This window comes from Mesorhizobium sp. ESP-6-4, from assembly GCF_020164735.1.
In the GTDB taxonomy this organism is placed as follows: domain Bacteria; phylum Pseudomonadota; class Alphaproteobacteria; order Rhizobiales; family Rhizobiaceae; genus Mesorhizobium.
This window is the reverse complement of the sequence record NZ_JAIUGS010000006.1, coordinates 126,540-150,474: the sequence shown is the minus strand read 5'-3', so window position 1 is coordinate 150,474 and position 23,935 is coordinate 126,540. Positions and strand designations below refer to the sequence as shown.

19 protein-coding genes are annotated in these 23,935 nt (G+C 63.9%); 15 read left to right on the top strand and 4 right to left on the bottom strand.

What is annotated here, in order from left to right; genetic code table 11:
• Nucleotides 1-214: 214 nt before the first annotated feature.
• On the bottom strand, nucleotides 215-1,762 hold the full coding sequence (locus LB523_RS14160; protein ID WP_224603394.1) for a sigma-54-dependent transcriptional regulator: 1,548 nt from the start codon (nucleotides 1,760-1,762) through the stop codon (nucleotides 215-217).
• Between the two features lie 156 nt (nucleotides 1,763-1,918).
• On the opposite strand from LB523_RS14160, the gene LB523_RS14155 reads away from it, so the two are divergent.
• From LB523_RS14155 to LB523_RS14105, 11 genes are all read left to right on the top strand, one after another.
• A complete protein-coding gene (locus tag LB523_RS14155) occupies nucleotides 1,919-3,757 on the top strand; it encodes a M3 family oligoendopeptidase (RefSeq protein ID WP_224603393.1) in 1,839 nt (612 codons plus the stop codon).
• Between the two features lie 355 nt (nucleotides 3,758-4,112).
• On the top strand, nucleotides 4,113-4,805 hold the full coding sequence (locus tag LB523_RS14150) for a proton-conducting membrane transporter (protein ID WP_224603392.1): 693 nt from the start codon (nucleotides 4,113-4,115) through the stop codon (nucleotides 4,803-4,805).
• A 153-nt stretch (nucleotides 4,806-4,958) separates the two neighbouring features.
• Nucleotides 4,959-6,104 (top strand): aminodeoxychorismate synthase component I, encoded by a 1,146-nt coding sequence (locus LB523_RS14145; protein WP_224603391.1) that lies wholly within the window; start codon nucleotides 4,959-4,961, stop codon nucleotides 6,102-6,104.
• Nucleotides 6,053-6,715 carry an aminotransferase class IV family protein gene (locus LB523_RS14140; RefSeq protein ID WP_224603390.1) on the top strand — a complete coding sequence of 221 codons (663 nt, stop codon included), beginning with the start codon at nucleotides 6,053-6,055 and terminating at the stop codon, nucleotides 6,713-6,715. Before LB523_RS14145 ends, LB523_RS14140 begins: the two co-directional genes overlap by 52 nt.
• Before the next feature lie 39 nt (nucleotides 6,716-6,754).
• A complete protein-coding gene (locus LB523_RS14135) occupies nucleotides 6,755-7,690 on the top strand; it encodes a heme-dependent oxidative N-demethylase family protein (RefSeq protein ID WP_224603389.1) in 936 nt (311 codons plus the stop codon).
• Between the two features lie 131 nt (nucleotides 7,691-7,821).
• Nucleotides 7,822-9,267, top strand: coding sequence for a homospermidine synthase (locus LB523_RS14130; RefSeq protein WP_224603386.1), 1,446 nt, complete (start codon nucleotides 7,822-7,824; stop codon nucleotides 9,265-9,267).
• A gap of 188 nt (nucleotides 9,268-9,455) precedes the next feature.
• Complete coding sequence (locus LB523_RS14125) at nucleotides 9,456-9,830, top strand: hypothetical protein (protein WP_224603383.1); 375 nt, start codon at nucleotides 9,456-9,458, stop codon at nucleotides 9,828-9,830.
• A gap of 190 nt (nucleotides 9,831-10,020) precedes the next feature.
• Complete coding sequence (locus tag LB523_RS14120) at nucleotides 10,021-12,135, top strand: bifunctional metallophosphatase/5'-nucleotidase (protein ID WP_224603381.1); 2,115 nt, start codon at nucleotides 10,021-10,023, stop codon at nucleotides 12,133-12,135.
• 145 nt (nucleotides 12,136-12,280) lie between these two features.
• Nucleotides 12,281-13,345: a ferrochelatase gene (gene hemH / locus LB523_RS14115; RefSeq protein ID WP_224603379.1), complete on the top strand. Its 1,065-nt coding sequence runs from the start codon at nucleotides 12,281-12,283 to the stop codon at nucleotides 13,343-13,345.
• Nucleotides 13,346-13,480: 135 nt separating this feature from the next.
• Entirely contained in the window at nucleotides 13,481-14,431 is a 951-nt protein-coding gene (locus LB523_RS14110) for an SPFH domain-containing protein (protein WP_224543403.1), read from the top strand.
• 20 nt (nucleotides 14,432-14,451) lie between these two features.
• On the top strand, nucleotides 14,452-14,916 hold the full coding sequence (locus LB523_RS14105; RefSeq protein ID WP_095766329.1) for an NfeD family protein: 465 nt from the start codon (nucleotides 14,452-14,454) through the stop codon (nucleotides 14,914-14,916).
• 56 nt (nucleotides 14,917-14,972) lie between these two features.
• Here LB523_RS14105 and LB523_RS14100 read toward each other — a convergent pair whose 3' ends face one another.
• Nucleotides 14,973-15,974: an SIS domain-containing protein gene (locus tag LB523_RS14100; protein WP_140842136.1), complete on the bottom strand. Its 1,002-nt coding sequence runs from the start codon at nucleotides 15,972-15,974 to the stop codon at nucleotides 14,973-14,975.
• A 158-nt stretch (nucleotides 15,975-16,132) separates the two neighbouring features.
• Between LB523_RS14100 and LB523_RS14095 the strand changes: the two genes are divergently transcribed.
• The gene (locus LB523_RS14095; protein WP_224603367.1) at nucleotides 16,133-17,926 is read left to right on the top strand and encodes an outer membrane beta-barrel protein; all 1,794 of its coding nucleotides are present in this window, start codon (nucleotides 16,133-16,135) and stop codon (nucleotides 17,924-17,926) included.
• Between the two features lie 158 nt (nucleotides 17,927-18,084).
• Here the strand turns inward: LB523_RS14095 and galU are convergent, their stop codons facing one another.
• The gene (gene galU, locus LB523_RS14090) at nucleotides 18,085-18,990 is read right to left on the bottom strand and encodes a UTP--glucose-1-phosphate uridylyltransferase GalU (protein WP_224603364.1); all 906 of its coding nucleotides are present in this window, start codon (nucleotides 18,988-18,990) and stop codon (nucleotides 18,085-18,087) included.
• A gap of 235 nt (nucleotides 18,991-19,225) precedes the next feature.
• On the opposite strand from galU, the gene LB523_RS14085 reads away from it, so the two are divergent.
• The 3 genes from LB523_RS14085 (at nucleotide 19,226) to LB523_RS14075 (ending at nucleotide 22,309) form a co-directional block, all read left to right on the top strand.
• Nucleotides 19,226-20,446 carry a lytic murein transglycosylase gene (locus LB523_RS14085; RefSeq protein WP_224603362.1) on the top strand — a complete coding sequence of 407 codons (1,221 nt, stop codon included), beginning with the start codon at nucleotides 19,226-19,228 and terminating at the stop codon, nucleotides 20,444-20,446.
• 112 nt (nucleotides 20,447-20,558) lie between these two features.
• Entirely contained in the window at nucleotides 20,559-21,776 is a 1,218-nt protein-coding gene (locus LB523_RS14080; RefSeq protein ID WP_224603361.1) for a DUF459 domain-containing protein, read from the top strand.
• Between the two features lie 149 nt (nucleotides 21,777-21,925).
• Nucleotides 21,926-22,309: an MAPEG family protein gene (locus tag LB523_RS14075; RefSeq protein WP_224603360.1), complete on the top strand. Its 384-nt coding sequence runs from the start codon at nucleotides 21,926-21,928 to the stop codon at nucleotides 22,307-22,309.
• Between the two features lie 41 nt (nucleotides 22,310-22,350).
• Here the strand turns inward: LB523_RS14075 and LB523_RS14070 are convergent, their stop codons facing one another.
• Complete coding sequence (locus LB523_RS14070; protein ID WP_095766325.1) at nucleotides 22,351-23,805, bottom strand: glutamate synthase subunit beta; 1,455 nt, start codon at nucleotides 23,803-23,805, stop codon at nucleotides 22,351-22,353.
• Between the last annotated feature and the right edge of the window lie 130 nt (nucleotides 23,806-23,935).

The window sequence follows — 23,935 nt, the reverse complement described above, 5'->3', positions numbered from 1 at the left end:
CGTGGCGATATCCCGTCAAAAATGATGCACAGCATTTCGTGGTAAACCGCTGGTTTATATCAAGAATCCGGCCTCGCCGAGAACACGATCTGTTACCGTTAGCCTTAATGCGTGATCCTCGGCAACGCCAACCGCTGAAAACCCAACGTTTTCAGGTCAAAAGCGACAATTTGATTCGGATTTTAGGCAGGCAAGCTGGTTCGAGGCTTGCCCCTCATGAGGCAAGCCGGTCGACGCGACCAGCTTCGGGATCAATGCCATATTCCTTCAACTTGCGGTAGAGTGTCGAGCGGCCGATGCCCAATCGCCGGGCGACTTCGCTCATCTGGCCGTTGTAATGGTCGATCGCAAGCTTGATCATCTCGAGCTCGACGTCGGCCAGCGCCCGCACATTGCCGCGCTCATCGAGCGCGCGAAGCGTTCCGAAACGCGACTGCGGCCTGGCTGACGCTTCGCCGTCGGACAAGCCGGCTCCCATTGCATCTGCGACAGTCTCATCCCCTTGGCGAGTCGTGTTCGCAACCGTATCGGTGATGGCGGATGCCGGTTCCGCTCCGAGATTCACGGTTCCTTCCACCTGCGCCCGGATCTGCGGGAATTCCTCCTCGGTCAGCACGTCGCCCTCGGCAAGCACCGACGCCCGGAAGACCGCATTCTCCAGCTGGCGGATGTTGCCCGGCCAGTCATAGGCCTGGAGCATCGCAAGCGCCGTGGCCGATATGCCGGCAAGGCGGCGGCGAGGATCGGTCGGAGCGACCTTTTCCATGAAATGCCGGACCAGGTAGGGAATGTCGTCGCGGCGGTCGCGCAGCGGCGGCACGAAGATCGGGTAGACGTTCAGCCGGTAGAACAGATCCTCGCGGAACTTGCCGTCCTTGACCTGCTGTAGAAGGTTGCGGTGCGTGGCCGAGATCAGCCTTATATCGACCTTGACGGTCGAGCGGCCGCCGACAGGATCGACCTCGCCTTCCTGCACGGCGCGCAAAAGCTTGACCTGGACGTCGAGCGGCAGGTCGCCGATCTCGTCGAGGAACAGCGTACCGGAATTCGCCTCGACGAATTTGCCGATGTGCTTATCGGTGGCGCCGGTGAAGGAGCCCTTCTCATGGCCGAACAGGATCGATTCGACCAGATTGTCGGGGATAGCGCCGCAATTGACGGTGACGAAGGGCTTCGAGCGACGATCGCCGCTGCCCTGGATGGCGCGCGCCACCAGTTCCTTGCCGACGCCGGATTCGCCCTCGATCAGGATCGGGATGTTGGAGGCCGCCGCCTTCTGCCCGAGGCGTATCACGCGGTCCATTGCCGGGCTGCGCGTGATCATGTCCTTGAAGGTGAGGTGGCCGCCGCCGCGCCGCCGCGACGCACGCTTCATCTCGTCCTCGACGGCTTCCACCTTGAGGGCGTTGGAGATCGCGGTCTGCAGCCTGTCAGGCGACGCCGGCTTGACGACGAAGTCGAAGGCGCCGTGCCGCATCGCCGAGACGACGGTTTCGATGCCGCCCTGGGCGGTCTGCACGATGACGGGAATGTTGATGGCGCGCTCGCGCATCGCCTTCAGCACGCCGATGCCGTCGAGACCGGGCATGACGAGATCGAGAATGACGACGGAGACCTCGCGCGCGTTCGGCCCGTCGAGCACGTCGAGGCCGGCGGCGCCGCTATCCGTGACGATCGCGGTGTGGCCGAACTTGGTCAACGCGGCCTCGACCAGCCTGCGCTGCACCGGATCGTCATCGACTATGAGTATGGAACCTGTCATGACTGTTTGAGTTGTCCGCCCGAGAAAATCCCATGGATCATCTTGGCACAGGGTTCTAAATAAGGTTTCAAAAAACCCGGTGAACGAATTCCTTAGGATTTGACCGGCTTCTCCTTTCCCTTTGATTCTGGCCTTGGTTCAAAGAAGGTATTGTCGATGCGCATGATGTTTGGCCGGCGGCTTGCGGCCCCAGCGTCCGGCCAGGGCGCGGCGGAGCTTGGCGACCTGCCGGAGTGGAATCTCGCCGATCTCTATTCGGGCATGGAAGCGCCCGAGTTGAAGCGCGACATCGCCAAGGCGGCCAGCGACGCCATTGCCTTCGAAGCCCGCTGGAAGGGCACTTTGGCCACCGAGGCCGGGCGCGGCGGCGCCGGCCGGCTTGGCGAGGCGCTGAAAACCTATGAGGCGCTCGAGGAACTGATCGGCCGCATCGTCTCCTATGCCGGGCTCGTCTATGCCGGCAACACAGCCGATCCGCAGCGCGCCAAGCTCTATGGCGACGTCCAGGAAAAGATGACGGACGCCAGCGCCCATCTCCTGTTCTTCGCGCTCGAGCTGAACCTGATCGACGATGCGGCGATCGAGAACGCCTTGGCCACCGACAAGGACTTCGGCCACTACCGGCCTTGGGTGCTCGACCTCAGGAAGGACAAGCCCTACCAGCTCGAGGATCGCGTCGAGCAGTTGTTCCACGAAAAGTCGGTCACCGGCCGCGGCGCCTGGAACCGCCTGTTCGACGAGACGATGACCGACCTGCGCTTCGACGTCGACGGCGAGGAGCTGACGCTCGAGCCGGCGCTGAACCGACTGCAGGATGCCAATGGCGAGGTGCGGCGCCGTGCTTCCGAGGCGCTCGCGGCGACCTTCCGCAAGAACCTGCGCACCTTCACCCTCATCACCAATACCTTAGCCAAGGATAAGGAAATCTCCGATCGCTGGCGCGGATTCCAGGACATCGCCGACTCGCGCCACCTCGCCAACCGCGTCGAGCGCGACGTCGTCGACGCGCTGGCCGCGGCCGTGCGCGAGGCCTATCCGCGGCTGTCGCATCGCTATTACGCGATGAAGGCGCGCTGGCTCGGCATGGAGGTGATGAACCATTGGGACCGCAACGCGCCGCTGCCGGAGACGCCGCAGGCGGTGATCCGCTGGGACGACGCCAGGGACACGGTGCTTTCCGCCTATCAGCGCTTCTCGCCCGACATGGCCGAGATCGCCCGCGGCTTTTTCGATCGCAAATGGATCGACGCGCCGGTGCGGCCGGGCAAGTCGCCCGGCGCCTTCGCCCATCCGACGGTGCCGTCGGCGCATCCTTATGTGCTGCTGAACTACATGGGCAAGCCGCGCGATGTGATGACACTGGCGCATGAGCTCGGCCATGGCGTGCACCAGGTGCTGGCCGCCGGCCAGGGCGCGCTGATGGCCTCGACGCCGCTGACGCTGGCCGAGACCGCCTCCGTCTTCGGCGAGATGCTGACCTTCCGTTCGCTGCTCGAGCAGACCGCTGACCGCCGCGAGCGCAAAGCCATGCTCGCCCAAAAGGTCGAGGACATGATCAACACCGTCGTGCGCCAGATCGCCTTCTACGAGTTCGAGCGCAAGGTGCATGCCGAGCGCAAGAACGGCGAGCTGACTTCAGACAGGCTCGGCGAATTCTGGCTGGAGGTGCAGGCCGAGAGCCTGGGGCCCGCGATCAAGCTGCGCGAGGGCTACGAGGTCTTCTGGACCTACATCCCGCACTTCATCCACTCGCCTTTCTACGTCTATGCCTATGCCTTCGGCGATTGCCTGGTGAATTCGCTCTACGCCGTCTACCAGAATGCCGAGCGCGGATTTCAGGAGAAGTATTTCGAGATGCTGCGCGCCGGCGGCACGAAGCATCATTCGGAGCTTCTGGCGCCCTTCGGCCTCGACGCCACCGATCCCGCTTTCTGGCAGATCGGCCTTGGCGTGATCGGTTCGCTGATCGACGAATTGGAGGCGCTCGACAATTGACGACAGCAACGGCGCAGGCATCGACCGTAATAGTTTAGCCGCAACGCATATTAGCAAGAATCTATTCTTGCCCTAAATAGCTGTTCTTGAATAACTCTCCGGCGCATTTTTCAACTGGCTTTCGACAAGCCATATGATAGCGTCCGGCCTCAAGCTCAGCCGGACGCATCGCGCAGGCCAGAGATGGCTGGTCGCGCCGCCACGGCGAATGCGATGACGGCCGTCGGCTTCGGACAAGGCCAACGTCGATGGCTCGATTGAAGCCGGCGATTGCGCCGATCACGGAACCTTTGACGATCCCTGGCGTGAGCTCGCCTTTCCGGGCCTCGGCCAACAGATCGGACTGGAGAGGGAAATGAGCACTTTTTTCTACATGCTCCTGGCGTTCGTTGTGGGTATCCTGGTCGGCTGGTTCATCTGGGGCCGTCTGCGCGGCGAGCTCGACAGCGTGCGTGGCGATCTCGACCGCACGCGGAGCGAGCGCGACAGGCTGCGCGCCGACAGCGATCGGTTGAAGGGCGAGCTCGACGCCAGCGGCCGTGCCCGCGCCGATCTCGAAAGCCGGCTACGCGATACGCCTTCCGCCAAGGCCGGCGCCGACAAGGCCGCCACGCCGGCGCCGTCGGCGCTGATGCCGACGACATCGGCGGCGGCAAAGGCCGGGCCCGCAAAGCCCGCCGCTGCAAAGAAGCCGGCCGCAACGAAGACTGCAGCGGCACCGAAGCCGGCGGCCAAGGCGGCCGCGCCGAAGAAGGCGGCAGCGCCCGCGGCAAAGAAGGCGGCAGCGACCGGCAAGGCCGACAATCTGCGCCGCCTCATCGGCATCGGGCCGGTCAATGAAAGACTGCTCAAAGGCCAGGGCGTCACCACCTACGCCCAGATCGCCGCCTGGACCGCCGCCGACGTCAAACGCATCGAGGAGGTGCTCAATTTCGACGGCCGCATCGCGCGCGAAAAATGGATCGAGCAGGCGAAATTGCTGGCCGCCGGCGACGAAGCGGAGTTTGCCAGGCAGTTCCCAACAGCTGGAACCGCGAGCAACAGCTGAACAATCCGCCTAGTGGCGTAAGGGCGGCGCCCCCACGGGCGCCGTCTTTGTTTTGGGCCAGCCGCCTTTGCGCCGTTCGACGCCGTTCCCTCGATTGCGCCACGCCGAACCCCCATATAGAGCGGTCGGCTGAATTGTCCGCATCCGAGGCTCATGTCCCTGCCCGCAGCCATTTTCCGCAACGACGCGACCGCTCGTCAGCTGGTCTTCGATCGGCCGGATGAGATCATCGTCGCGCACGGGGCTGAAGAGTTCGGGCCTGCGCTTGAAAGAGCCCAGGCCGCCTCCGACTCCGGCAAATGGCTGGCGGGCTATTTCTCCTACGAAGCAGGTTACCTGCTCGAGCCGAAACTGGTGCCGCTGCTGCCAGAAGGCCGCCGCGCGCCATTGGTCTGTCTTGGCGTATTCGATGCGCCTGTCGACCAGGCGGTGCCGCGGATGCAGGCGTCAGCCAGCAACGGCCCGATCTTCGATGCCCGCGCAGCCTGGTCCGCCGACGACTATGCAAGCCGCTTCGCGCGCCTTCACAACCACATCCGCAAGGGCGATTGCTATCAGGGCAACCTCACCTTCCCGGTCCGTGCGCAGTGGTCCGGAGATCCGCTCGCGGCCTTCGACGCGCTCACCGAACGCCAGCCGGTGAAATACGGCGCGCTGGTCTCGCTCGGCGATCCGATCGTCCTGTCGCGCTCGCCCGAACTGTTCTTCGAGATCGATGCCGCCGGCATGATCGAGACGCATCCGATGAAGGGCACCGCGCCGCGCGGGGCGACCAAGGCCGAAGACGCCCGGCTGAAGGCCTTCCTGCGCAACGACGAGAAGAACCAAGCCGAGAACCGGATGATCGTCGACCTTTTGCGCAATGACATCTCGCTGATCAGCCAAGTCGGCACGCTCGACGTGCCGGAGCTGTTCCGTATCGAGACCTATCCGACGGTGCACCAGATGGTCAGCCACGTGCGGGCAAGGCTTTTGCCCGGTATCGGCATCCGCCAAATCTTCGCCGCGCTCTTCCCTTGCGGCTCGATCACCGGCGCGCCGAAAATCCGTGCCATGGAAATCCTGCATGAGCTGGAAGATGCGCCGCGAGACGTCTATTGCGGCGCCATCGGCTGGATTGCGCCCGGTGGCAGGATGCGTTTTTCGGTGGCGATCCGCACCATCTCGCTCTTTGCCGACGGCGAGGCCGTCTACAATGTCGGCGGCGGCGTCGTCTTCGATTCGACCGCCGAGGAGGAGTATCGGGAGTGCCTGTTGAAAGCCCGCTTCGCGACGGGAACGGTGCCGGCTTCGAGCTGATCGAGACCATGCGCTGGGAGCCTGGCTCGGGCTTCCTGCGCTTCGAGCGCCACCTTGCGAGACTTTATGCGTCCGCCGCCGAACTCGGCTTCGTCTGCGATCCTGAACGGCTCGGCGAGGTGCTTTCAAACGCCGTCGGCGGGAGCAAGCTTGCCTTGCGCGTGCGTCTTGCCTTGCGGCGCAATGGCGAAGCGACGGCCGCGGCTCAAGTCTATGAACCGCTGCCGGCGGACAAGGTCTGGCGGCTGCAGCTGGCGCGAATACGGCTCGATTCGGCCAACACGCTGTTGCGCCACAAGACAAGCCTGCGCCAGGTCTACACGCAGGCGCGCGCCGAATATCTCGCCACCCGCGCCGACGAAGTGCTTTTGGCCAACGAGCGCGGCGAGCTCTGCGAGGGCACGATCACCAATCTCTTCGCCGACTTCGGCGACGGCCCGCTTGCCACGCCGCGGCTCGACTGCGGCCTTTTGCCTGGAATATTGCGCGGCGCGCTTCTGGACGAAGGCCGCGCCGTGGAAGCGATCTACAGCTTCGACGATCTGAAGGCGGCGAAGGCGATCTTCGTCGGCAACTCGCTGCGCGGGCTGATCCCGGCGCGGCTTGGCTGACCGCGCCGGAGACATAAACTGGATAGCACCCAAACAGGCATGACCATCCGCCAGCCGACCCACACGCCCTATGACGGGTCCTCGAAACTCTTCACCATCGGGCTGAAACCGCTCGACTTCGACCGCTGGATCGAGGTCGACGAATTGCTGCTGCCGCATCTGGCCGAGAAGCAACGGCTCTATGCGGAAATCCCGGAAAAGGTCTTTGTCGAGGAAGACGGCACAAGCGAGGCTCAGCGCGAAGTGCTGGACCTGCTCGTCGCGCATCTCGAAGCCGCGCACGTTGGCACGCATCGTCGCAACGGAGAGGATGTCGAGCCGATCGGTTTAGAGACGGCAAGCGACAGGCTGCCTCCTGCCCTGCGCGAGGCGCCGCTGGCCAAGGCTTCGCTGCTCGTCCAGGAAGATCTGATCCTGATGCGCCGCGGCGAGCACGGCTGGCGGCTCGCCGCCGGCTCGCTCTGCTTCCCTTCGTCTTGGTCGCTGCAGGAAAAATTCGGCAAGCCATTGCAGGAGATTCACAAACCGGTGCCTGGATTCGGGCCCGGCACGCGGCCGGCCGAGCTCATCAACCGCATGTTCGACGGCCTGCAGGGCCAGGCGGTCGAGCGCTTCAACTGGTCGATCCAAGCCGACGATGCGCTCTATCATCCGCTCTCCAATGTCGAACGCATCGACCGCGCCACGAACCGCCCGAGCCGCTTCGCCGACGGCGATGTCGACGCCCACGCCTTCATCCGCGTCGAACGCCAGACTCTGCGCAAGCTTCCCCTGTCGCGCGACATCCTCTTCACCATCCGCATCCATCTCGATCCGCTCAAGCTGCTCATTCGCCATCCTGAACGGGCAGCCCTCGCCGTCTCCTTCGCGGAGCAGCTCCTGGCCTTGGATCAGCAACAACTCGACTATAAGGGCCTGACCGCGGACCGCGACCGGCTGGTCGAATTCCTCAGCGGCATGGCCTGCACGCCTTAACCAAGGTGCTAGCCGGGCCTGGCCGGCGGTTGGTGCTTTTCGCTGGTTTATGACAATGATCTGTGGTTGTAGCGCTTGGCCGTCGGGCAAAAGGCCCGGCTTTGCGCGTGTTTGAAGGAGTGTGCGAAAAAATGGCGAACGAAAACTGGCCCGTTTACGGTGAAATCACCGGCCCTGTCGTGATGATCGGCTTCGGCTCGATCGGGCGGGGAACGCTGCCGCTGATCGAGCGCCATTTCAAGTTCGACAAGTCGCGCATGACGGTCATCGACCCGCGCGACACCGACCGCAAGCTGCTCGACGAGCGCGGCATCGCCTTCATGCAGGACGCGGTGACCGAGAAGAATTACAAGAAGCTGCTCACGCCGCTTCTGACCAATGGCGGCGGCCAGGGCTTTTGCGTCAACCTGTCGGTCGACACCGGCTCGGTGGACCTGATGAAATTGTGCCGCAAGCTCGGCGTGCTCTACATCGACACCGTCGTCGAACCTTGGCTCGGCTTCTATTTCGACGCCGAGGCCGACAATGCCAGCCGCAGCAACTATGCGCTGCGCGAGGCGATGATCAAGGAAAAGCAAGACAAGCCGGGCGGCCCGACGGCGGTCTCCACGTGCGGCGCCAATCCCGGCATGGTCTCGTGGTTCGTCAAGAAGGCGCTGGTCAACCTCGCCACCGATCTTGGTCTCGAGTTTTCGGAGCCCGCGCAGGAAGACCGCGAGGCCTGGGCCAGGCTTATGAAGAAGGCCGGCGTCAAGGGCATCCATATCGCCGAGCGCGACACCCAGCGCACGAAGAAGCCGAAGCCGATGAACGTGTTCTGGAACACCTGGTCGGTCGAAGGTTTTATCTCGGAGGGCCTGCAACCGGCCGAGCTCGGCTGGGGCACGCATGAAAACTGGATGCCGAAGAACGGCAAGAAGCACAAGCACGGCTCCAAGGCGGCAATCTATCTGGAACAGCCCGGCGCCAACACGCGCGTGCGCAGTTGGTGCCCGACGCCCGGCCCGCAATACGGCCTGTTGGTGACGCACAACGAGTCGATCTCGATCGCCGACTTCTTCACCGTGCGCTCGAAGAAGGGCAAGGTCCAATATCGCCCGACCTGCCACTACGCCTACCATCCCTGCAACGACGCTATGCTGTCGCTGGACGAGATGTTCGGCGCCGCCGGCAAGCCGCAGCCCGTCCACCACGTGCTCGACGAGAATGAATTGGTCGACGGCGTCGACGAGCTCGGCGTGCTGCTCTACGGCCACGACAAGAACGCCTACTGGTACGGCTCGCAGCTGTCGCTGGCCGAGGCGCGTAAGCTCGCCCCCTACCAGAACGCAACCGGCCTGCAGGTGACCTCGGCTGTGCTCGCCGGCATGGTCTGGGCGCTGGAGAACCCGACCGCCGGCATCGTCGAGGCCGACGAGATGGACTACCGGCGCTGCCTCGAAGTGCAACTTCCCTATCTCGGGCCGGTCAGGGGCTACTACACCGACTGGACGCCGCTGGATAACCGGCCGGGTCTCTTCCCCGAGGACCTGGACAAGGACGACCCGTGGCAGTTCCGCAACATTCTGGTCCGATAGCAGCCGGACCTACCGGAGCAATTCGAGGAAAAGTGTGAAACGGTTTTCCGTCCGGATTTGTGTGAAAACAAGGGGATAGAGCGGCTCGCCGTTTCCGCGAAACGGTGGAGACGCTCTCCCTCTGCGCCTTGCAATCGCCCGGAAATCGGGCGATTGAGTATCGGCGGACTGAGGAGAGGATTTTCAAAATGACCATTGCGCGCAAACTGCTTTCGGCAGGCGCCGCGGCAAGCCTTCTGGCTGCGGCCGCCTGCACCACCACCGGCCCCGCGGACCAGCCTTCGATGGCGGCGCCGAAGGGCGTCGAGGGCAACTGGATCGACGCCAAGGGCACCGGCCTGTCGACCTTCGCGGCCGGCAGCTTCACCACCGTCGCCACCGACACCGGCCAGAAACTGTCGGAAGGCAGCTACACCATGACCGGAGCGACCTCGGTCGAGATCCACGGCACCTCGCTGATCCGCCAGACGCCGGTCAGCTTCAACTGCCTGATGGTCTCCATCAGCCAACTCAATTGCACCAGCGCCGCCGGCCAGAATTTCGTGCTGACGCGCCGGGCTTGAGCGTTCGCAAATCGTCAGCTGACAGGGCCGGCGGCGCAAGCCGCCGTCCTTTTTTGTGCCGGCAAACATCTCCCTGATTTGTGCTTGCATCGACCGGAACCCGATGTGAACATGACCGGAGCTGACTGTTATTTTCCAGTCAAGCGAGGGCGTTAAGCATATTCGAAGTCAGCTTATTCGGGAGACGATGATGAAGAAGATTGCCGCGATCCTAGCCCTGTCGGCCTCGGCGCTCGGCCTGTCGGCAGGCGTGTCTTTTGCCGACTACACGCTGAACATCCTGCATTTCAACGATTGGCACAGCCGCATCGAAGGCAACAACAAATACGAGTCGACCTGCTCCGCCGACGAAGAGACCAAGGGCGAATGCATCGGCGGCGCCGGCCGGCTGATCACGGCGATCGCTCAGGAGCGCAAGAAGCTCGAAGGGCAGAACCTGCTCTTGCTCAATGCCGGCGACAGCTTCCAGGGATCGCTGTTCTACATCACCTACAAGGGTGCGGCGGAAGAGGAATTCCTCAATCAGATCAAGCCCGACGCGGTAACGCTCGGCAACCACGAGTTCGACGACGGCGAGACCGCGCTGGTTCCCTATCTCGACAAGGCGAAGTTCCCGATCGTCAGCGCCAATGTCGTGCCCAACGACAAGTCCGGCGCGAAGGACAAGATCAAGCCTTCGATCGTCGTCGAGGTCGGTGGCCAGAAGATCGGCATCGTCGGCGCCGTCACCAACGACACGCCGGAACTCGCCTCGCCCGGCCCGAACATCGCCATCGCCGACGATGTCAAGTCGATCACGGCCGAGGTCGAGAAGCTCAAGGCACAAGGCATCAACAAGATCATCGCGGTCACCCATATCGGCTACAGGCGCGAGCGCGACGTCATAGCGAAAATCCCGGGTGTCGACGTGGTGGTCGGCGGCCACAGCCACACCCTTCTGTCGAACACCGATCCGAAGGCCGAGGGACCATACCCGACGATGGTCGACAACCCCGACGGTTACAAGGTGCCGGTGGTGCAGGCGGCGTCCTATTCGAAATATCTCGGCGAGTTCAAGGTCGTGTTCGACGACAACGGCGTCGTCAAGGAGGCGAGCGGCGCGCCGATCTATCTCGACAAGTCGATCACCCCCGATCCCGCCGTTCTTGCCCGCATCAAGGAGCTCGGCGCGCCGATCGAGGCGCTGAAGAACAAGGAGGTGGCCGAGACCACCAAGGCCATCGACGGCAGCCGCGAGAATTGCCGCGCGCGCGAATGCGAGATGGGCAATCTCGTCTCCGACGCCATTCTCGACCGCACCAAGGGCCAGGGCGTCGAAATCGTCATCTCGAATGGCGGCGGCCTGCGCGCCTCGATCGACCAGGGCACGGTGACTATGGGCGAGGTGCTGACCGTGCTGCCCTTCCAGAACACGCTGGCCACTTTCAAGATCTCGGGCAAGGACCTGGTTGCGGGCCTTGAAAACGGCCTCAGCCAGATCGAGGACGGCGCCGGCCGCTTCCCGCAGGTTGCCGGCATCAAATATTCCTTCGACAGATCCGTCGCGCCCAATGCCGGCCGCGTCAAATCGGTCGAGGTGATGGAGAACGGCGCCTGGACGCCGATCAGCCCGGACAAGCAGTACCTCGTCGCCACCAACAACTACGTCCGCCAGGGCGGCGACGGCTACAAGGTTTTCGCCGACAAGGCGACCGATGCCTATGACTACGGCCCCGGCCTGGAGCAGGTGGTGGCCGACTATCTCGGCGCCCACCGTCCCTATACGCCCAAGCTCGACGGCCGCATCACCGAGCTTGCGGCGGCGGCGGCCGAGCCGGCCAAGCCTGCGGAAGCGGCGAAGCCTGCCGAGACCGCCCCCGCCACCCAGGCGCCTGCGGTCGGGGCAGCAAAACCAGCCGAGACTGCGCCGGCAAACAGCGAGCCGGCGATGCCGGCTCCGCCTTCCGGTTCCAGCGACATTGCCGGCACGCCGCCGGCGGTTTCAACTGAAACCGCTCCGGCCGCGCCCACCGAGACCGCGAAACCGGCCGAAACCGCGCCCGCGGCGCCGGCCGCGGAACCGGCAAAGCCTGCCGAGGCTGCGCCGGCAACCCCTGCTCCCGCCACCGAACCCGCCAAGTCCGCTGAAGCGAAGCCGGCAGAAACCAGCCACACCATCGCCGCCGGCGATACCTATTGGGACCTGGCCAAGAAAGCCTATGGCGACGCCACCAAGTGGAAGCTCATCTCCGAAGCCAACAAGGATTATAAGCCGCGTCGCCTGCCGCTCGGCGCGACGCTGACCATCCCGCCGGCCGCGAAGTAACGCCTGGGCCGGGACTGATCGCACCCGTCCGGGCAACCGGGCGGGTGTTCCTTTTTGAGGTCCTGACGCGATAAGGTGCGGCCAGACGCAGCATTGAAAACCGGCAGGGCATCGCTAGGTTCCGCGGCGCTACCGGAGACTGTTGATGACCATTGCCAACCCCACCGATGCCAAAGCCGCAAAGGCCGTCGGCCTGCCGCCGGCGCATGCCGCGCCGGTCAGGCCGGGCAAGATCGGCATCATGCTGGTCAATCTCGGCACGCCCGACGGCACAGACTTCAGGCCGATGTGGCGCTACCTGCGCGAATTCCTCTCCGATCCGCGCGTCATCGAGCTCAACAAGGCGATCTGGTATCCGATCCTGTATGGACTGGTGCTGACGACCCGGCCGAAAAAATCCGGCGCCAACTACGCCCGTATCTGGAACCGGGAGATGAACGAGTCGCCGCTGCGCACTTTCACCCGCGCTCAAGGTCAGAAGCTGGCCGCCGCACTTACCGATCTGCCCGATGTGGTGGTCGACTGGGCGATGCGCTACGGCAATCCCTCGGCGGCAAGCGTCACTCAGAAGCTGGTCGACCAGGGCTGCGACCGCATCCTCACCTTTCCGCTCTATCCGCAATATTCGGCGACGACGACGGCGACCGCCAACGACCAGCTGTTTCGCGCGCTGATGAAGATCAGGCGCGCGCCGGCGATCCGCAGCGTGCCGCCCTATTATGACGAACCGGTCTATATCGACGCGCTTGCGCGTTCGATCGAGCAGCACCTGGCGACCCTCGACTTCGTGCCGGAGGTGGTGATCGCCTCCTATCACGGCATCCCCAAGCCCTATTCCGACAAGGGCGATCCCTACGGGACGCATTGCCTGGAGACCACGCGGCTGCTGCGGGCAAGGCTCGGCTGGGACGAGAACAAGCTCATCGCCACCTTCCAGTCGCGTTTCGGCGCGCAGGAATGGCTGCAGCCTTACACCGATGTCACCGTCGAGAAACTGGCCAAGAACGGCGTGAAATCGATCGCCATCGTCAATCCCGGTTTCTCCGTCGACTGCATCGAGACGCTGGACGAGATCGGCCGCGAGGCCGCCGAAACCTTCCATCACGCCGGCGGCGAGAATTTTGCGCACATCCCCTGCCTCAACGACAGCGCCGAGGGCATGGCGGTCATCGAAGCGCTGGCCCGGCGCGAGCTTTCCGGCTGGGTGTGACCGGTTTCACCGACAGGCTCGAAACCGGTGCGCAAAAGCCTTCGCTAACCAATATTCCCGATCACCTGATTGTAACGCTGCGGAAACACACTTAAGTGATTCCGTGAGGTCGCCGCCTTTTGAGGGAGAAACGAAATGGGCTTCAGCGGTTTCGATATTGCCATCATTGTTCTTGTCTTCCTGGTCATCATCCTTCTTTTCAAAGGCATCAAGACGGTGCCGCAAGGCTATAATTACACGGTGGAACGCTTCGGCCGGTACACCAAGACGCTGACGCCTGGCCTGAACATCATCAACCCCATCTTCGAGCGCGTCGGCGCCAAGATGAATATGATGGAGCAGGTGCTCGACGTGCCGACGCAGGAGATCATCACCCGCGACAACGCCATCGTCGGTGTCGACGGCATCGCCTTCTACCAGATCCTCAATGCCGCGCAGGCCGCTTATCAGGTGGCCGGGCTGCAGAACGCCATTCTCAACCTGACCATGACCAACATCCGTACCGTCATGGGCTCGATGGACCTCGACGAATTGCTGTCCAATCGCGACGCCATCAACGAGCGCCTGTTGCGCGTCGTCGACGAGGCGGCGCATCCGTGGGGCATCAAGATCACCCGCGTCGAGATCAAGGACATCAATCCGCCGGCCAATCTGATCGAATCTATGGGCCGCCAGATGACGGCCGAGCGCAACAAGCGCGCCCAGATCCTGGCCGCCGAAGGCCTCAAGCAGTCGCAGATCCTCGAGGCCGAGGGCCGCAGGGAAGCAGCCTTCCGCGACGCCGAGGCGCGCGAGCGCTCGGCCGAAGCGGAGGCCAAGGCGACGCAGGTCGTGTCGGAAGCCATCGCCAAGGGCGACGTGCAGGCGCTCAACTACTTCATCGCCCAGAAATATACCGAGGCGTTGACCAGGATCGGCTCGGCCACGAACAGCAAGGTGGTGCTGATGCCGCTTGAAGCCTCGTCGCTGATCGGAACGCTCGGCGGCATCGGCGAGATCGCCAAGGAAGTTTTCAGGAGTGAAGGTACGGCCGGCGCGCAGCGGCAGGCCGCACGCCCGCCGCTGGTTCGGCCGAACGAAACCTGAGATCATAGGAGGCTGCTCCCATGTTCGACCGTATCGTTTCCGAACTCGGCCCGTGGAACTGGATGGTTCTGGGCTTCGTGCTCCTGGTGATGGAGATCGTCGCGCCGGGCGTCTTCATGCTGTGGATCGGCATCGCCGCGCTCATCGTCGGCGCCGTGTCGCTGGCGATATGGGACGCCGCTTTCTGGACCTGGCAGGTGCAGGTGCTGGCGTTCCTGATCCTGTCGCTGATCTCGGCTTTCGTCGGCAAGAAACTGATGGCCGGCCGCCACGACGATGCCGACCAGCCGCTGCTCAACCGCCGCGGCGCGCAGATGGTGGGCAAGCTGGCGACGCTGGCCGAGCCGATCAAGGACGGCCGCGGCCGCATCAAGCTCGGCGACACGCTGTGGCGCGTTTCCGGTCCTGACCTCCCTGCCGGCACGCAAGTGCGCGTTGTCGGCGCCGCCGACACCGACCTGGAGCTGACGGTCGAGGCGGCTTGAACCGAGACAGGTATCGGACGGGCTGAGACTAAGGCAATTCCTGGAAAAGTGCGTGGCTAGGCTGCGCCAATGCGCAGCAGGTCGTGGAAGTGAACTACGCCCACCGGCATTTTGTCTTTGGTCACGACCAGCGCGCCGATATTGTGCTCGTTGAGCATGGCGATCGCCGTGCCCGCCAGCGTCTGCGGATCGATCGTCTTGGGCGTGCGGGTCATGACCTCATCGACGGTCACGTCGGCCAGATTGCGATGCAGATTGCGTGCAACGTCGCCGTCGGTCACGATCCCGACCAGTTTGCCGCTCGCATCGACAATGCAGACGCACCCGACTTTCTTCTGCGACAGCGTCATCACCGCTTCCGGCATCTTGGTGCCGAGCAGGGCGAGCGGCACCTGATCGCCGGTCCGCATGATCTCCGACACCAGGGTCAGGTTGGCGCCAAGCTGCCCGCCGGGGTGCAAGGTTCGGAAGTGATCCGGCGTGAAGCCCCGCGCTTCGAGCAGAGCGATGGCCAACGCGTCGCCCAGTACGAGTTGGAGAAGCGTCGATGTCGTCGGAGCCAGCCCGTGCGGACAAGCCTCGGGCACGACCGGCAGCAGCAAGACCACATCGGCCGCACGCGCCAGCGCCGAGCTCTCGCCGGAAGTAATGGCGATCAGCGGGATGGAAAAACGCCTCGAATAGGCGACGATGCCCATCAATTCCTTGCTTTCGCCCGACCACGACATGGCGATGATGGCGTCGTCCTTGGCGATCATGCCGAGATCGCCGTGATTGGCCTCGGCGGGATGGACGAAAAAGGCTGGCGTGCCGGTCGAGGCAAGCGTCGCGGCGATCTTGGCGCCGATATGGCCGCTCTTGCCGACGCCGGTGACGATGACGCGGCCCTCGATCCGCGAGATCAGGTCGATCGCGGCGGCAAAAGGCTCGGTCAGCCCGTTTGCGAGCGCGGCGGCCAGGGCCGCCACGCCGGTCTGCTCCGTCGCAACCGTTCTCAGCGCCGATTCGATCGCGGCCTGCCTGTCCGGCTGCTTTCTTTCTGGGGACCCCGCATGCATGGCGCAAGCGATTAGCGCTTTGCCGCGCCCCTGTCCAACGGAATTGCCTTCAACCTCCGATTGGGGGCCCAGAGGCGGCTCTCTCAACCCTCCGTTAACCATCCGCATTTACGGTTCGGTAAGTATGGCGCAACCGCGCCGCGCAAGCAGTGGTGACGATGTCCGGGGGCCAGCCTGAAACGAAAATCGGTCGAAGCGGCCTTGCCGTTGCAGCACTGCTGCTGACGGCAAGCGCGCTTGCCATGCTGCATCCCGCCCCGGCATTCTCGCAGGAAACCGAGCTGCGCGGCGAGGTCTCCGAATCGGCCATACTCGCCGACCAGCAGCGCAAGGCCAGGCAGTTGCGGGCGCGGGGATCGCAGGGTCAGACCCCGCCCGCCGCCGCTGCCGTCCAGGACACGGCATCGACGACCTATCAGCCGTCAAGCCCCGGCGCCGTTCCCGATGACGATCAGACGGCGGGCGCGACGGACAGCATCTTCGATCAGCCGCAGGCAACGGACGATCCATTGGCCGACACGAAGGCTCCGGTAAAACCCCGCCGACCTTCGACGGCAAAGCAGCGTGCTCAGGACGCCAAGGCCGGCGCCAAAACCGCCGACAAGAAAAAGGCCAAGAAGAAAACCGGCGAAGCGACGGACAGCACGACCACCGCCGCGACCGCCGGCACAGGCAACCGGACCGACGCCACCGCCACCGGCGATGAAGACGGCAGCAACCGCCGTGCCGTCACCATCGACAGCGTCGACAAGCAGAAGCTGGACCCCGGTCAGGAGCGCACCGCCTCCATTGAAGGCCGGAAGGTCAAGCCGGAGGAGGATCCCTTCGCCGCGCCGGGCGTCAAGGTCGGCACCTTTCTCTTCCGGCCGACGCTCGAGCAGGGCTTCACCGCGACCTCCAATGCCGATTCCAGCAGCACCGGCAAATCGGCGGTTCTGTCCGAGACGGCGCTGCGCTTCACCGCGACCTCCGACTGGCGCGAGAATTCGGCTTTGATTACCGGCTACGGCCAGTTCCGCAACACCGTCTCTGGCCAGAAGATCAACGACGCGCAGGGCCGTATCGAGGGCCAGCTCAGTGTCGACCTCGACAACGAGCTGCGCGCCATCGCCAAGCTGGGCTACGAGGCCGCGCCAGAATCGGCCTCCTCGCCGGATGCGATCGCCGGTGTCACCCAACAGCCGCTGCGCCAGACCGTCGACGGCAGCCTCGGTCTCGAAAAGAGTGTCGGCAAGATGCGCTACGCGCTGACCGGCGCGGTCTCGCATGATTTCTACGGCGATGCCGAACTCTCCAACGGCACCACCGTTTCGCAGAAGGATCGCGACTCCACGCTCTACACCGCGACCTTGCGCACCGGTTACGAGATTTCGCCGGCGCTGACGCCGTTCACGGAAGTCGAGGCCGGGCGGCGCCTCTATGACCTGCGCGTCGACACCGACGGTTTCGAGCGATCCTCGACCAGGCTTGGCGCGCGCGCCGGGCTCGAGCTCGACATGGGCGAGAAGCTGTCCGGCGAATTTTCCGTCGGCTGGCTGCGCGAGGCGATCGACGACAACCGCCTTCCGGCGGTAGCGGGTCCGAGCATCGATGCCGACCTCAAATGGTCGCCCGAGCGCGGCACCACTATAGGCCTGACCGGCAAGACCAGGGTCGAAACAACCACGACGGCTAATGAGAGCGGCGATATCCTCTACTCCGGCCGTCTGACCGGCGAGCGCCAGATCCGCGCCAATCTGACGGCGAACTCGGCGCTCGGCCTCGACTGGCGCGATTACACCGGCTCCGACGGCCACGATTTGATCCTGAGCGCCGAGGCCGGGCTGACCTGGTGGTTGAACCGCTATGCCGGGGTCACCACCAGGGTAAGGACGGAGAAGCTGACCAGCAATCTGCCTGGCCGAGACTATACGACCAACAGTGTCTATCTCGGCCTGAAGGTCCAGCGCTGAAGGGCAGCAACCGCCAAGCCTATGCCGAGATTCAGGTCAGGCCGAGTCGAGAACGGTGGCTTCCGAGAACCGGAGCTGAGCGTACTCAAAGTACGTGAGCACCGGAAGCGCAGGAAACTGCCGTTCGCAGACCGGCCTCACCTGAATATCGGCATAGGCTAAGACGCGGCGCCGCGCCGCTCTACTGGCCGCACCTCGTCCAGCAGCGTGCGGATGACGCCCGCCATGCTTCCGCTCATGTCGCTGCGCCACAGCGCGAAGGCGACATTGGCCTCGACGAAACCCTCCGGCGAGCCGCAATCGAAGGTGCGCCCCTTGTAGTGATAGCCGTAGAAGGGCTGCTCTTTCTCCAGCTTCAGCATCGCGTCGGTCAGCTGAATCTCGTTGCCGGCGCCACGCTCCTGGCTCTCCAGGATGCCGAAGATTTCCGGCTGCAGGATGTAGCGGCCGTTGATGTAAAGATTGGAGGGCGCGGTCCCCTGTTTCGGCTTCTCCACCATGCCGGTGATGCGGAAGCCGTGATGCGCGTCCTCGCCGCGGCCGACGATGCCGTATTTATGCGCTTCCGCCGGATCGCATTCCTGCACGGCGACGATGTTGTTGCCGGTCTCGGCATAGAGTTCGACCATACTCCTCGTGCAGCTCTTTTCCGACTGCATGATCATGTCCGGCAAAAGCAAGGCGAACGGCTCCTCGCCGACCAGCTCGCGGGCGCACCAGACGGCGTGGCCAAGGCCCATCGGCACCTGCTGGCGCGTGAAGCTCGTCTGTCCCGGCGCCGGCTGCAGCCGCTGCAGGCGGGCGAGCTGATCGTCCTTGCCGCGCTGGGCAAGCGTGTCGTACAGCTCGAACTGTACGTCGAAATGGTCCTCGATGACCGCCTTGTTGCGTCCGGTCACGAAGATGAAATGCTCGATGCCGGCCTCACGTGCCTCATCGACCACATATTGGATGACCGGCCGGTCGACGACGGTGAGCATTTCCTTCGGGATGGCCTTGGTGGCCGGAAGAAACCGCGTGCCGAGGCCGGCGACCGGGAAAACTGCCTTGCGAACGCGCTTCATGCTGACACCCCCTGCGTTTCAGCCAATTATCCGCTCGGCGGCACGCTCCGCAATCCCCCAAACATTTCCCGACGGAAATCATTTTCACGCCGGAATGTTGGATTAAGGGCGAGCAGTGAACGTGAGAACTAAAAGCCGCGACACCTCTTTTCGTTCCCCGCGGGACCTATGGTAAACCAAATGCTAACCCGGTTCGGCGTTGAATGATCTTCCTGATTTGACGAAGGAGGAAATGATGTCCGTTCGCAACACCGCGAGGCGCCTGACGGCACTGGCGACGGCCGCCGGCCTCACGCTGGCCTTGCTGATGCCCGCCGGACCCGCTTTCGCCGACGCCGGATTCCGCCAGTGGGTCTCGGATTTCCGCGCAACCGCGGTGGCGGGCGGCGTTTCGGGCGCGGTCTACGATCAGTCCATGAGAGGCATCGAGCCCGACCCGGTCGTGCTGGAAAAGGCCCGCACCCAGCCGGAATTCACCGCGCCCGCCTGGGACTATTTCGACAACCGCGTGCACGACCAGGCAGTCGCCAACGGCCAGGCGATGGCGAAGAAATGGAGGCCGTGGCTCGATCGCATCGAGGCGCGGTTCGGTGTCGACCGCAACATCCTTTTGGCCATCTGGTCGATGGAATCGAACTATGGCGAGACGCTCAAGCGCGACGACATCATGCGCAACGTCGTCCGCTCGCTGGCGACGCTTGCCTATGGCGATCCGAAGCGGTCGAAATATGCCCGCACCCAACTGATCGCGGCCTTGAAGATCCTGCAGACCGGCGACATCGACGAAAGCCATCTGATGGGCTCCTGGGCAGGCGCGATGGGCCAGACCCAATTCATCCCGACCAGCTACCAGCGCTATGCGGTCGACATGGACGGCAATGGGAAGCGCGACATCTGGAGTTCGATCCCCGACGCGCTGGCGACCTCCGCCAATCTGCTCAAGAAGAACGGCTGGCAGGCCGGCAAGACCTGGGGCTATGAGGTCTCCATACCAGCCGGCAAATTGCCCGGCGGCGCAAAGACGATCGCCCAATGGCAGGCGCTCGGCGTCGTCAGGGCCAGCGGCAAGCCGTTCAAGGACCTGACTGACAAGGCGACGTTGAAAGTGCCGGACGGCCGAGGTGGACCCGCCTTCCTGATGATCAGGAATTTCTCCGTCATCAAGGCCTACAACAACGCCGACAAATACGCTTTGGCCGTGGGCCTTCTGGCCGACGAGATCGCCGGCGGCACCGGCCTGGTGCAGGACTGGCAGCGGCCTTTCACCAAGCTCAGCTTCGAGGAACGGCAGGAACTGCAGAAGCGGCTTTCAGATCACGGCTACTATGACGGCAAGTTCGACGGCAAGATCGGCGATGGCTCGAAAGCCGCCATCATGGCCTACCAGGCCAAGGTCGGCTTGAACCAGGATGGCTATCCGAGCCTGGAAGTGCTCAAATGGCTCCGCAAGCAGTAAAGCCTGGGGAAGCGCCAGCATCCTCTCAAAGACGGCAAGGATGCTGTAGCGCTTCGGCTTGCGCATGACTTTCCCACGTCTTCCGGTCATGCGCCAAGGGATGGAGAGGTGTTTGGTTTCGGTTGCGCGTATCAGGCAGAGCATCCGCCGGGCGCCCGTCCTGATTCTCGCCCTTGCGGTGCTTGTCGTCATTGCCGCCGGCGCTTTGCACGCTCCTGCCTTCGCGCAGGAGGAAAGCCGCGGCTGGTCGTTGCGTGACCTTCTGTTCCCGCGCCGCAGCGAACGCGTCGAGCCACCGTTCGAGATCCAGAAATCAAGGCCGAAACCGAAGAAGAAATCCAAGCCGCGCCCGCCGGCCGAGCCGGAAACGCCGATCGTCGAGAAGACGAACGATGCCCATGTCGTGCTGGTGGTCGGCGATTTTCTGGCGGGCGGGCTGGCCGAAGGCCTGGACACGGCCTTTGCCGACAATCCCGCCGTCAGGATCGTCACCCGCGCCAACGGTTCGTCCGGTTTCGTTCGTGACGATGTCTACAATTGGCCAGCCCAGATAAAATCGCTGATCGAAACCGAGAAACCGGCAGCCGTGATCATCATGCTGGGTTCCAACGACCGCCAGCAGATGAAGGTCGGCGACGTGCGCGAGCAGCCGCGCTCGGAGAACTGGACCAAGGAATACGAGCGCCGCGCCGATGCGCTCGGCGAGGCCATCCAGGACACCAAGGTGCCGTTCCTGTGGGTCGGCATGCCGGCTTTCGGTGTGTCGAAGATGAACTCGGACATGCTCGCCTTCAACGACATCTACCATTCGGTCGCCGAAAAGCATGGCGGCGAATTCGTCGACGTCTGGGACGGCTTCGTCGACGAGAACGGCGCTTTCGTCACCTCCGGCCCGGACATCAACGGCCAGCCTGTTCGCCTGCGTTCCGACGACGGCATCAACGTCACCAAGGCCGGCAAGCGCAAGCTCGCCTTCTATACGGAAAAGCCGCTGGCGAAGATCCTGGGCTTGGCGGCGCCGGGAAGCGTCACGACCGTGTCGGCGCCGGCCGGCGCTCCGGTCGAGGCGCCGAAACCGGCCGCGGCGCCCGTCATCGTCGACCGCACCGCGCCGATGCTTCTCGGCGACCCGGCGCTCGACGGCGGCACCGAGCTGCTCGGCGCCGCGCAGCCGGCCAGGGCCGATCCGAACCTGCCAGGCGAAAAACTGATCGTCGAAGGCAAGGCGCCCGCCGCCTCGCCGGGCCGCGCCGACGATTTTTCGTGGCCGACGAAGACGCAGCCGGCGACAGCAGCTGTCGAGTCGGACCCCACGCCCGCCAGCCCTTAATCGACGTCCATCGGATTCGTCGGGATATCCGTTAAGGAGATCACCCTTAGATCGCCCTGCGTGAAAGGATTTCACGCCAGGCCGAACAATGGCATTGTTCTATTCCGCTGGGATTACAGGGGGCCAAAGTATCGGCGACGGGCTGTGCCTTGCTTGGCTTCGTAACTTGGACCCTCCTCCTGCTTGTATGGATGGAGATCCTGCGCACCCATCTTGTGGTGAGTGGGCGCATCCCGGCAAATGGCTTCACGCCGGATAACGCAGGTCTTTCCTTTTTGCAGCGGCTTGCGCGAGCCCACGCCAATTGCATTGAGGGACTCCCGATATTCGGGGGCTTCATGGGCGTGGCCATGATGACTTCGCGGACGGGGATCACCGACCCCCTTGCATACTGGTTTATCGCCGCGCGGCTAATCCAGTCGGCCATTCATCTGGCGTCGACAAGTCCAAACGCGGTCAAGGCTCGATTTTTCGCGTTCGCGGTCCAGATGGCCATCGGCCTCTACTGGGCGGTAAAGCTGCTGGCCGGTTAGGCGCTTCAAGAAGCTTACGGCTCAGTGAGTGCTTTGAAGCCTTACCGCGGCAGCACCGTCGATCCCATCAGCGCCTCGTCGATCGAGCGCGCCGCCTGGCGGCCCTCGCGGATCGCCCACACCACCAGCGACTGGCCGCGGCGCACGTCGCCCGCCGCATAGAGCTTGTCTACGCTGGTCCTGTAATCGCGATCGTTGGCCTCGACATTGTTCGAGCGGCGGCTGTCGGTGACGACTTTGATCTTGCCGTCGAGCTCCTTCATCAGGCTGTCGCCCGCCGGACCGGCGAAGCCGATGGCGATGAAGGCGAGATCGGCGCGGATGACGAACTCGCTGCCGGCGATCGGCTTGCGCTTGTCGTCGACCTCGCAGCAGCGAACACCGGTCAGCTGGCCTTCCTCGCCGATGAACTCGAGCGTCGCCACCTGGAATTCGCGCTCGGCGCCCTCGGCCTGCGAGGAGGACGTGCGCATTTTCGTCGCCCAGTAGGGCCAGACGGCAAGCTTGTCTTCCTTCTCCGGCGGCTGCGGACGGATGTCGAGCTGCGTCACGCGCACCGCGCCTTGGCGGAAGGCGGTGCCGATGCAGTCGGACGCGGTGTCGCCGCCGCCGACGACCACGACATGCTGGCCACCGGCAATGATCGGGTGCGAGGGCCAGGCCACCGACTGGATCGGCTCGCCGCCGACGCGGCGGTTCTGCTGCACCAGATAGGGCATGGCGTCATAAACGCCGCTGAGATCGCTGCCCGGAATGCCGGCCGGACGCGGCGTCTCCGAACCGCCGCAATAGAGCACAGCGTCGAATTCCCCGAGCAGATCGGCCGCTTTCATGTCGACGCCGACATTGACGCCGCAATGGAAGGTCACCCCCTCGCCCTGCATCTGCTCGATGCGCCGGTCGATATAGTGCTTCTCGATCTTGAAGTCCGGTATGCCGTAGCGCATTAGCCCGCCGGGGCGGCTTTCGCGCTCATAGACATGCACGTCATGACCGGCGCGGCCGAGCTGCTGCGCCGCCGCCATGCCGGCCGGGCCTGAGCCGATGACGGCAACGCGCTTGCCGGTCTTCTTCTCCGGCGGATAGGGCCGGATGTGGCCGGTCTCATATGCCTTGTCGGCGATCGCCTGCTCGACCGTCTTGATGGCGACCGGAATGTCCTCGAGATTCAGCGTGCAGGCTTCCTCGCAAGGCGCGGGGCAGATGCGGCCGGTGAACTCCGGGAAATTGTTGGTCGAGTGCAGGTTGCGGATCGCGCTGTCCCAGTCGCCATTGTAGACGAGGTCGTTCCAGTCCGGGATCTGGTTGTGGATCGGGCAGCCGGTCGGCCCATGGCAGAACGGAATGCCGCAATCCATGCAGCGTGCGGCCTGTTTCTCAACCTCCTTGTCAGACATCGGCAGCGTGAATTCGCGGAAATGCCGGATGCGGTCGGAGGCCGGCTGGTACTTGTGCACCTGCCGGTCGATCTCGAGAAAGCCTGTTACCTTGCCCATAGTCCAGTCCCTGCTGTCCGAAGGCACGCTTTTGCAGCGCACCCGTTAACCCCATAAGGCTGCCATGGCAACCGCACCTTGTTGGAGCATGACCTTCGCCGAAAACCGGTTCCCACTTTTCGGGATCATG

Excerpts from the sequence above, each read along its gene's own strand:
- LB523_RS14160 (WP_224603394.1), bottom strand. The coding sequence starts at position 1,762 with ATGACAGGTTCCATACTCATAGTCGATGACGATCCGGTGCAGCGCAGG.
- LB523_RS14155 (WP_224603393.1), top strand. The coding sequence starts at position 1,919 with ATGCGCATGATGTTTGGCCGGCGGCTTGCGGCCCCAGCGTCCGGCCAG.
- LB523_RS14150 (WP_224603392.1), top strand. The coding sequence starts at position 4,113 with ATGAGCACTTTTTTCTACATGCTCCTGGCGTTCGTTGTGGGTATCCTG.
- LB523_RS14145 (WP_224603391.1), top strand. The coding sequence starts at position 4,959 with ATGTCCCTGCCCGCAGCCATTTTCCGCAACGACGCGACCGCTCGTCAG.
- LB523_RS14135 (WP_224603389.1), top strand. The coding sequence starts at position 6,755 with ATGACCATCCGCCAGCCGACCCACACGCCCTATGACGGGTCCTCGAAA.
- LB523_RS14130 (WP_224603386.1), top strand. The coding sequence starts at position 7,822 with ATGGCGAACGAAAACTGGCCCGTTTACGGTGAAATCACCGGCCCTGTC.
- LB523_RS14125 (WP_224603383.1), top strand. The coding sequence starts at position 9,456 with ATGACCATTGCGCGCAAACTGCTTTCGGCAGGCGCCGCGGCAAGCCTT.
- LB523_RS14120 (WP_224603381.1), top strand. The coding sequence starts at position 10,021 with ATGAAGAAGATTGCCGCGATCCTAGCCCTGTCGGCCTCGGCGCTCGGC.
- hemH (WP_224603379.1), top strand. The coding sequence starts at position 12,281 with ATGACCATTGCCAACCCCACCGATGCCAAAGCCGCAAAGGCCGTCGGC.
- LB523_RS14110 (WP_224543403.1), top strand. The coding sequence starts at position 13,481 with ATGGGCTTCAGCGGTTTCGATATTGCCATCATTGTTCTTGTCTTCCTG.
- LB523_RS14105 (WP_095766329.1), top strand. The coding sequence starts at position 14,452 with ATGTTCGACCGTATCGTTTCCGAACTCGGCCCGTGGAACTGGATGGTT.
- LB523_RS14100 (WP_140842136.1), bottom strand. The coding sequence starts at position 15,974 with ATGCATGCGGGGTCCCCAGAAAGAAAGCAGCCGGACAGGCAGGCCGCG.
- LB523_RS14095 (WP_224603367.1), top strand. The coding sequence starts at position 16,133 with ATGTCCGGGGGCCAGCCTGAAACGAAAATCGGTCGAAGCGGCCTTGCC.
- galU (WP_224603364.1), bottom strand. The coding sequence starts at position 18,990 with ATGAAGCGCGTTCGCAAGGCAGTTTTCCCGGTCGCCGGCCTCGGCACG.
- LB523_RS14085 (WP_224603362.1), top strand. The coding sequence starts at position 19,226 with ATGTCCGTTCGCAACACCGCGAGGCGCCTGACGGCACTGGCGACGGCC.
- LB523_RS14070 (WP_095766325.1), bottom strand. The coding sequence starts at position 23,805 with ATGGGCAAGGTAACAGGCTTTCTCGAGATCGACCGGCAGGTGCACAAG.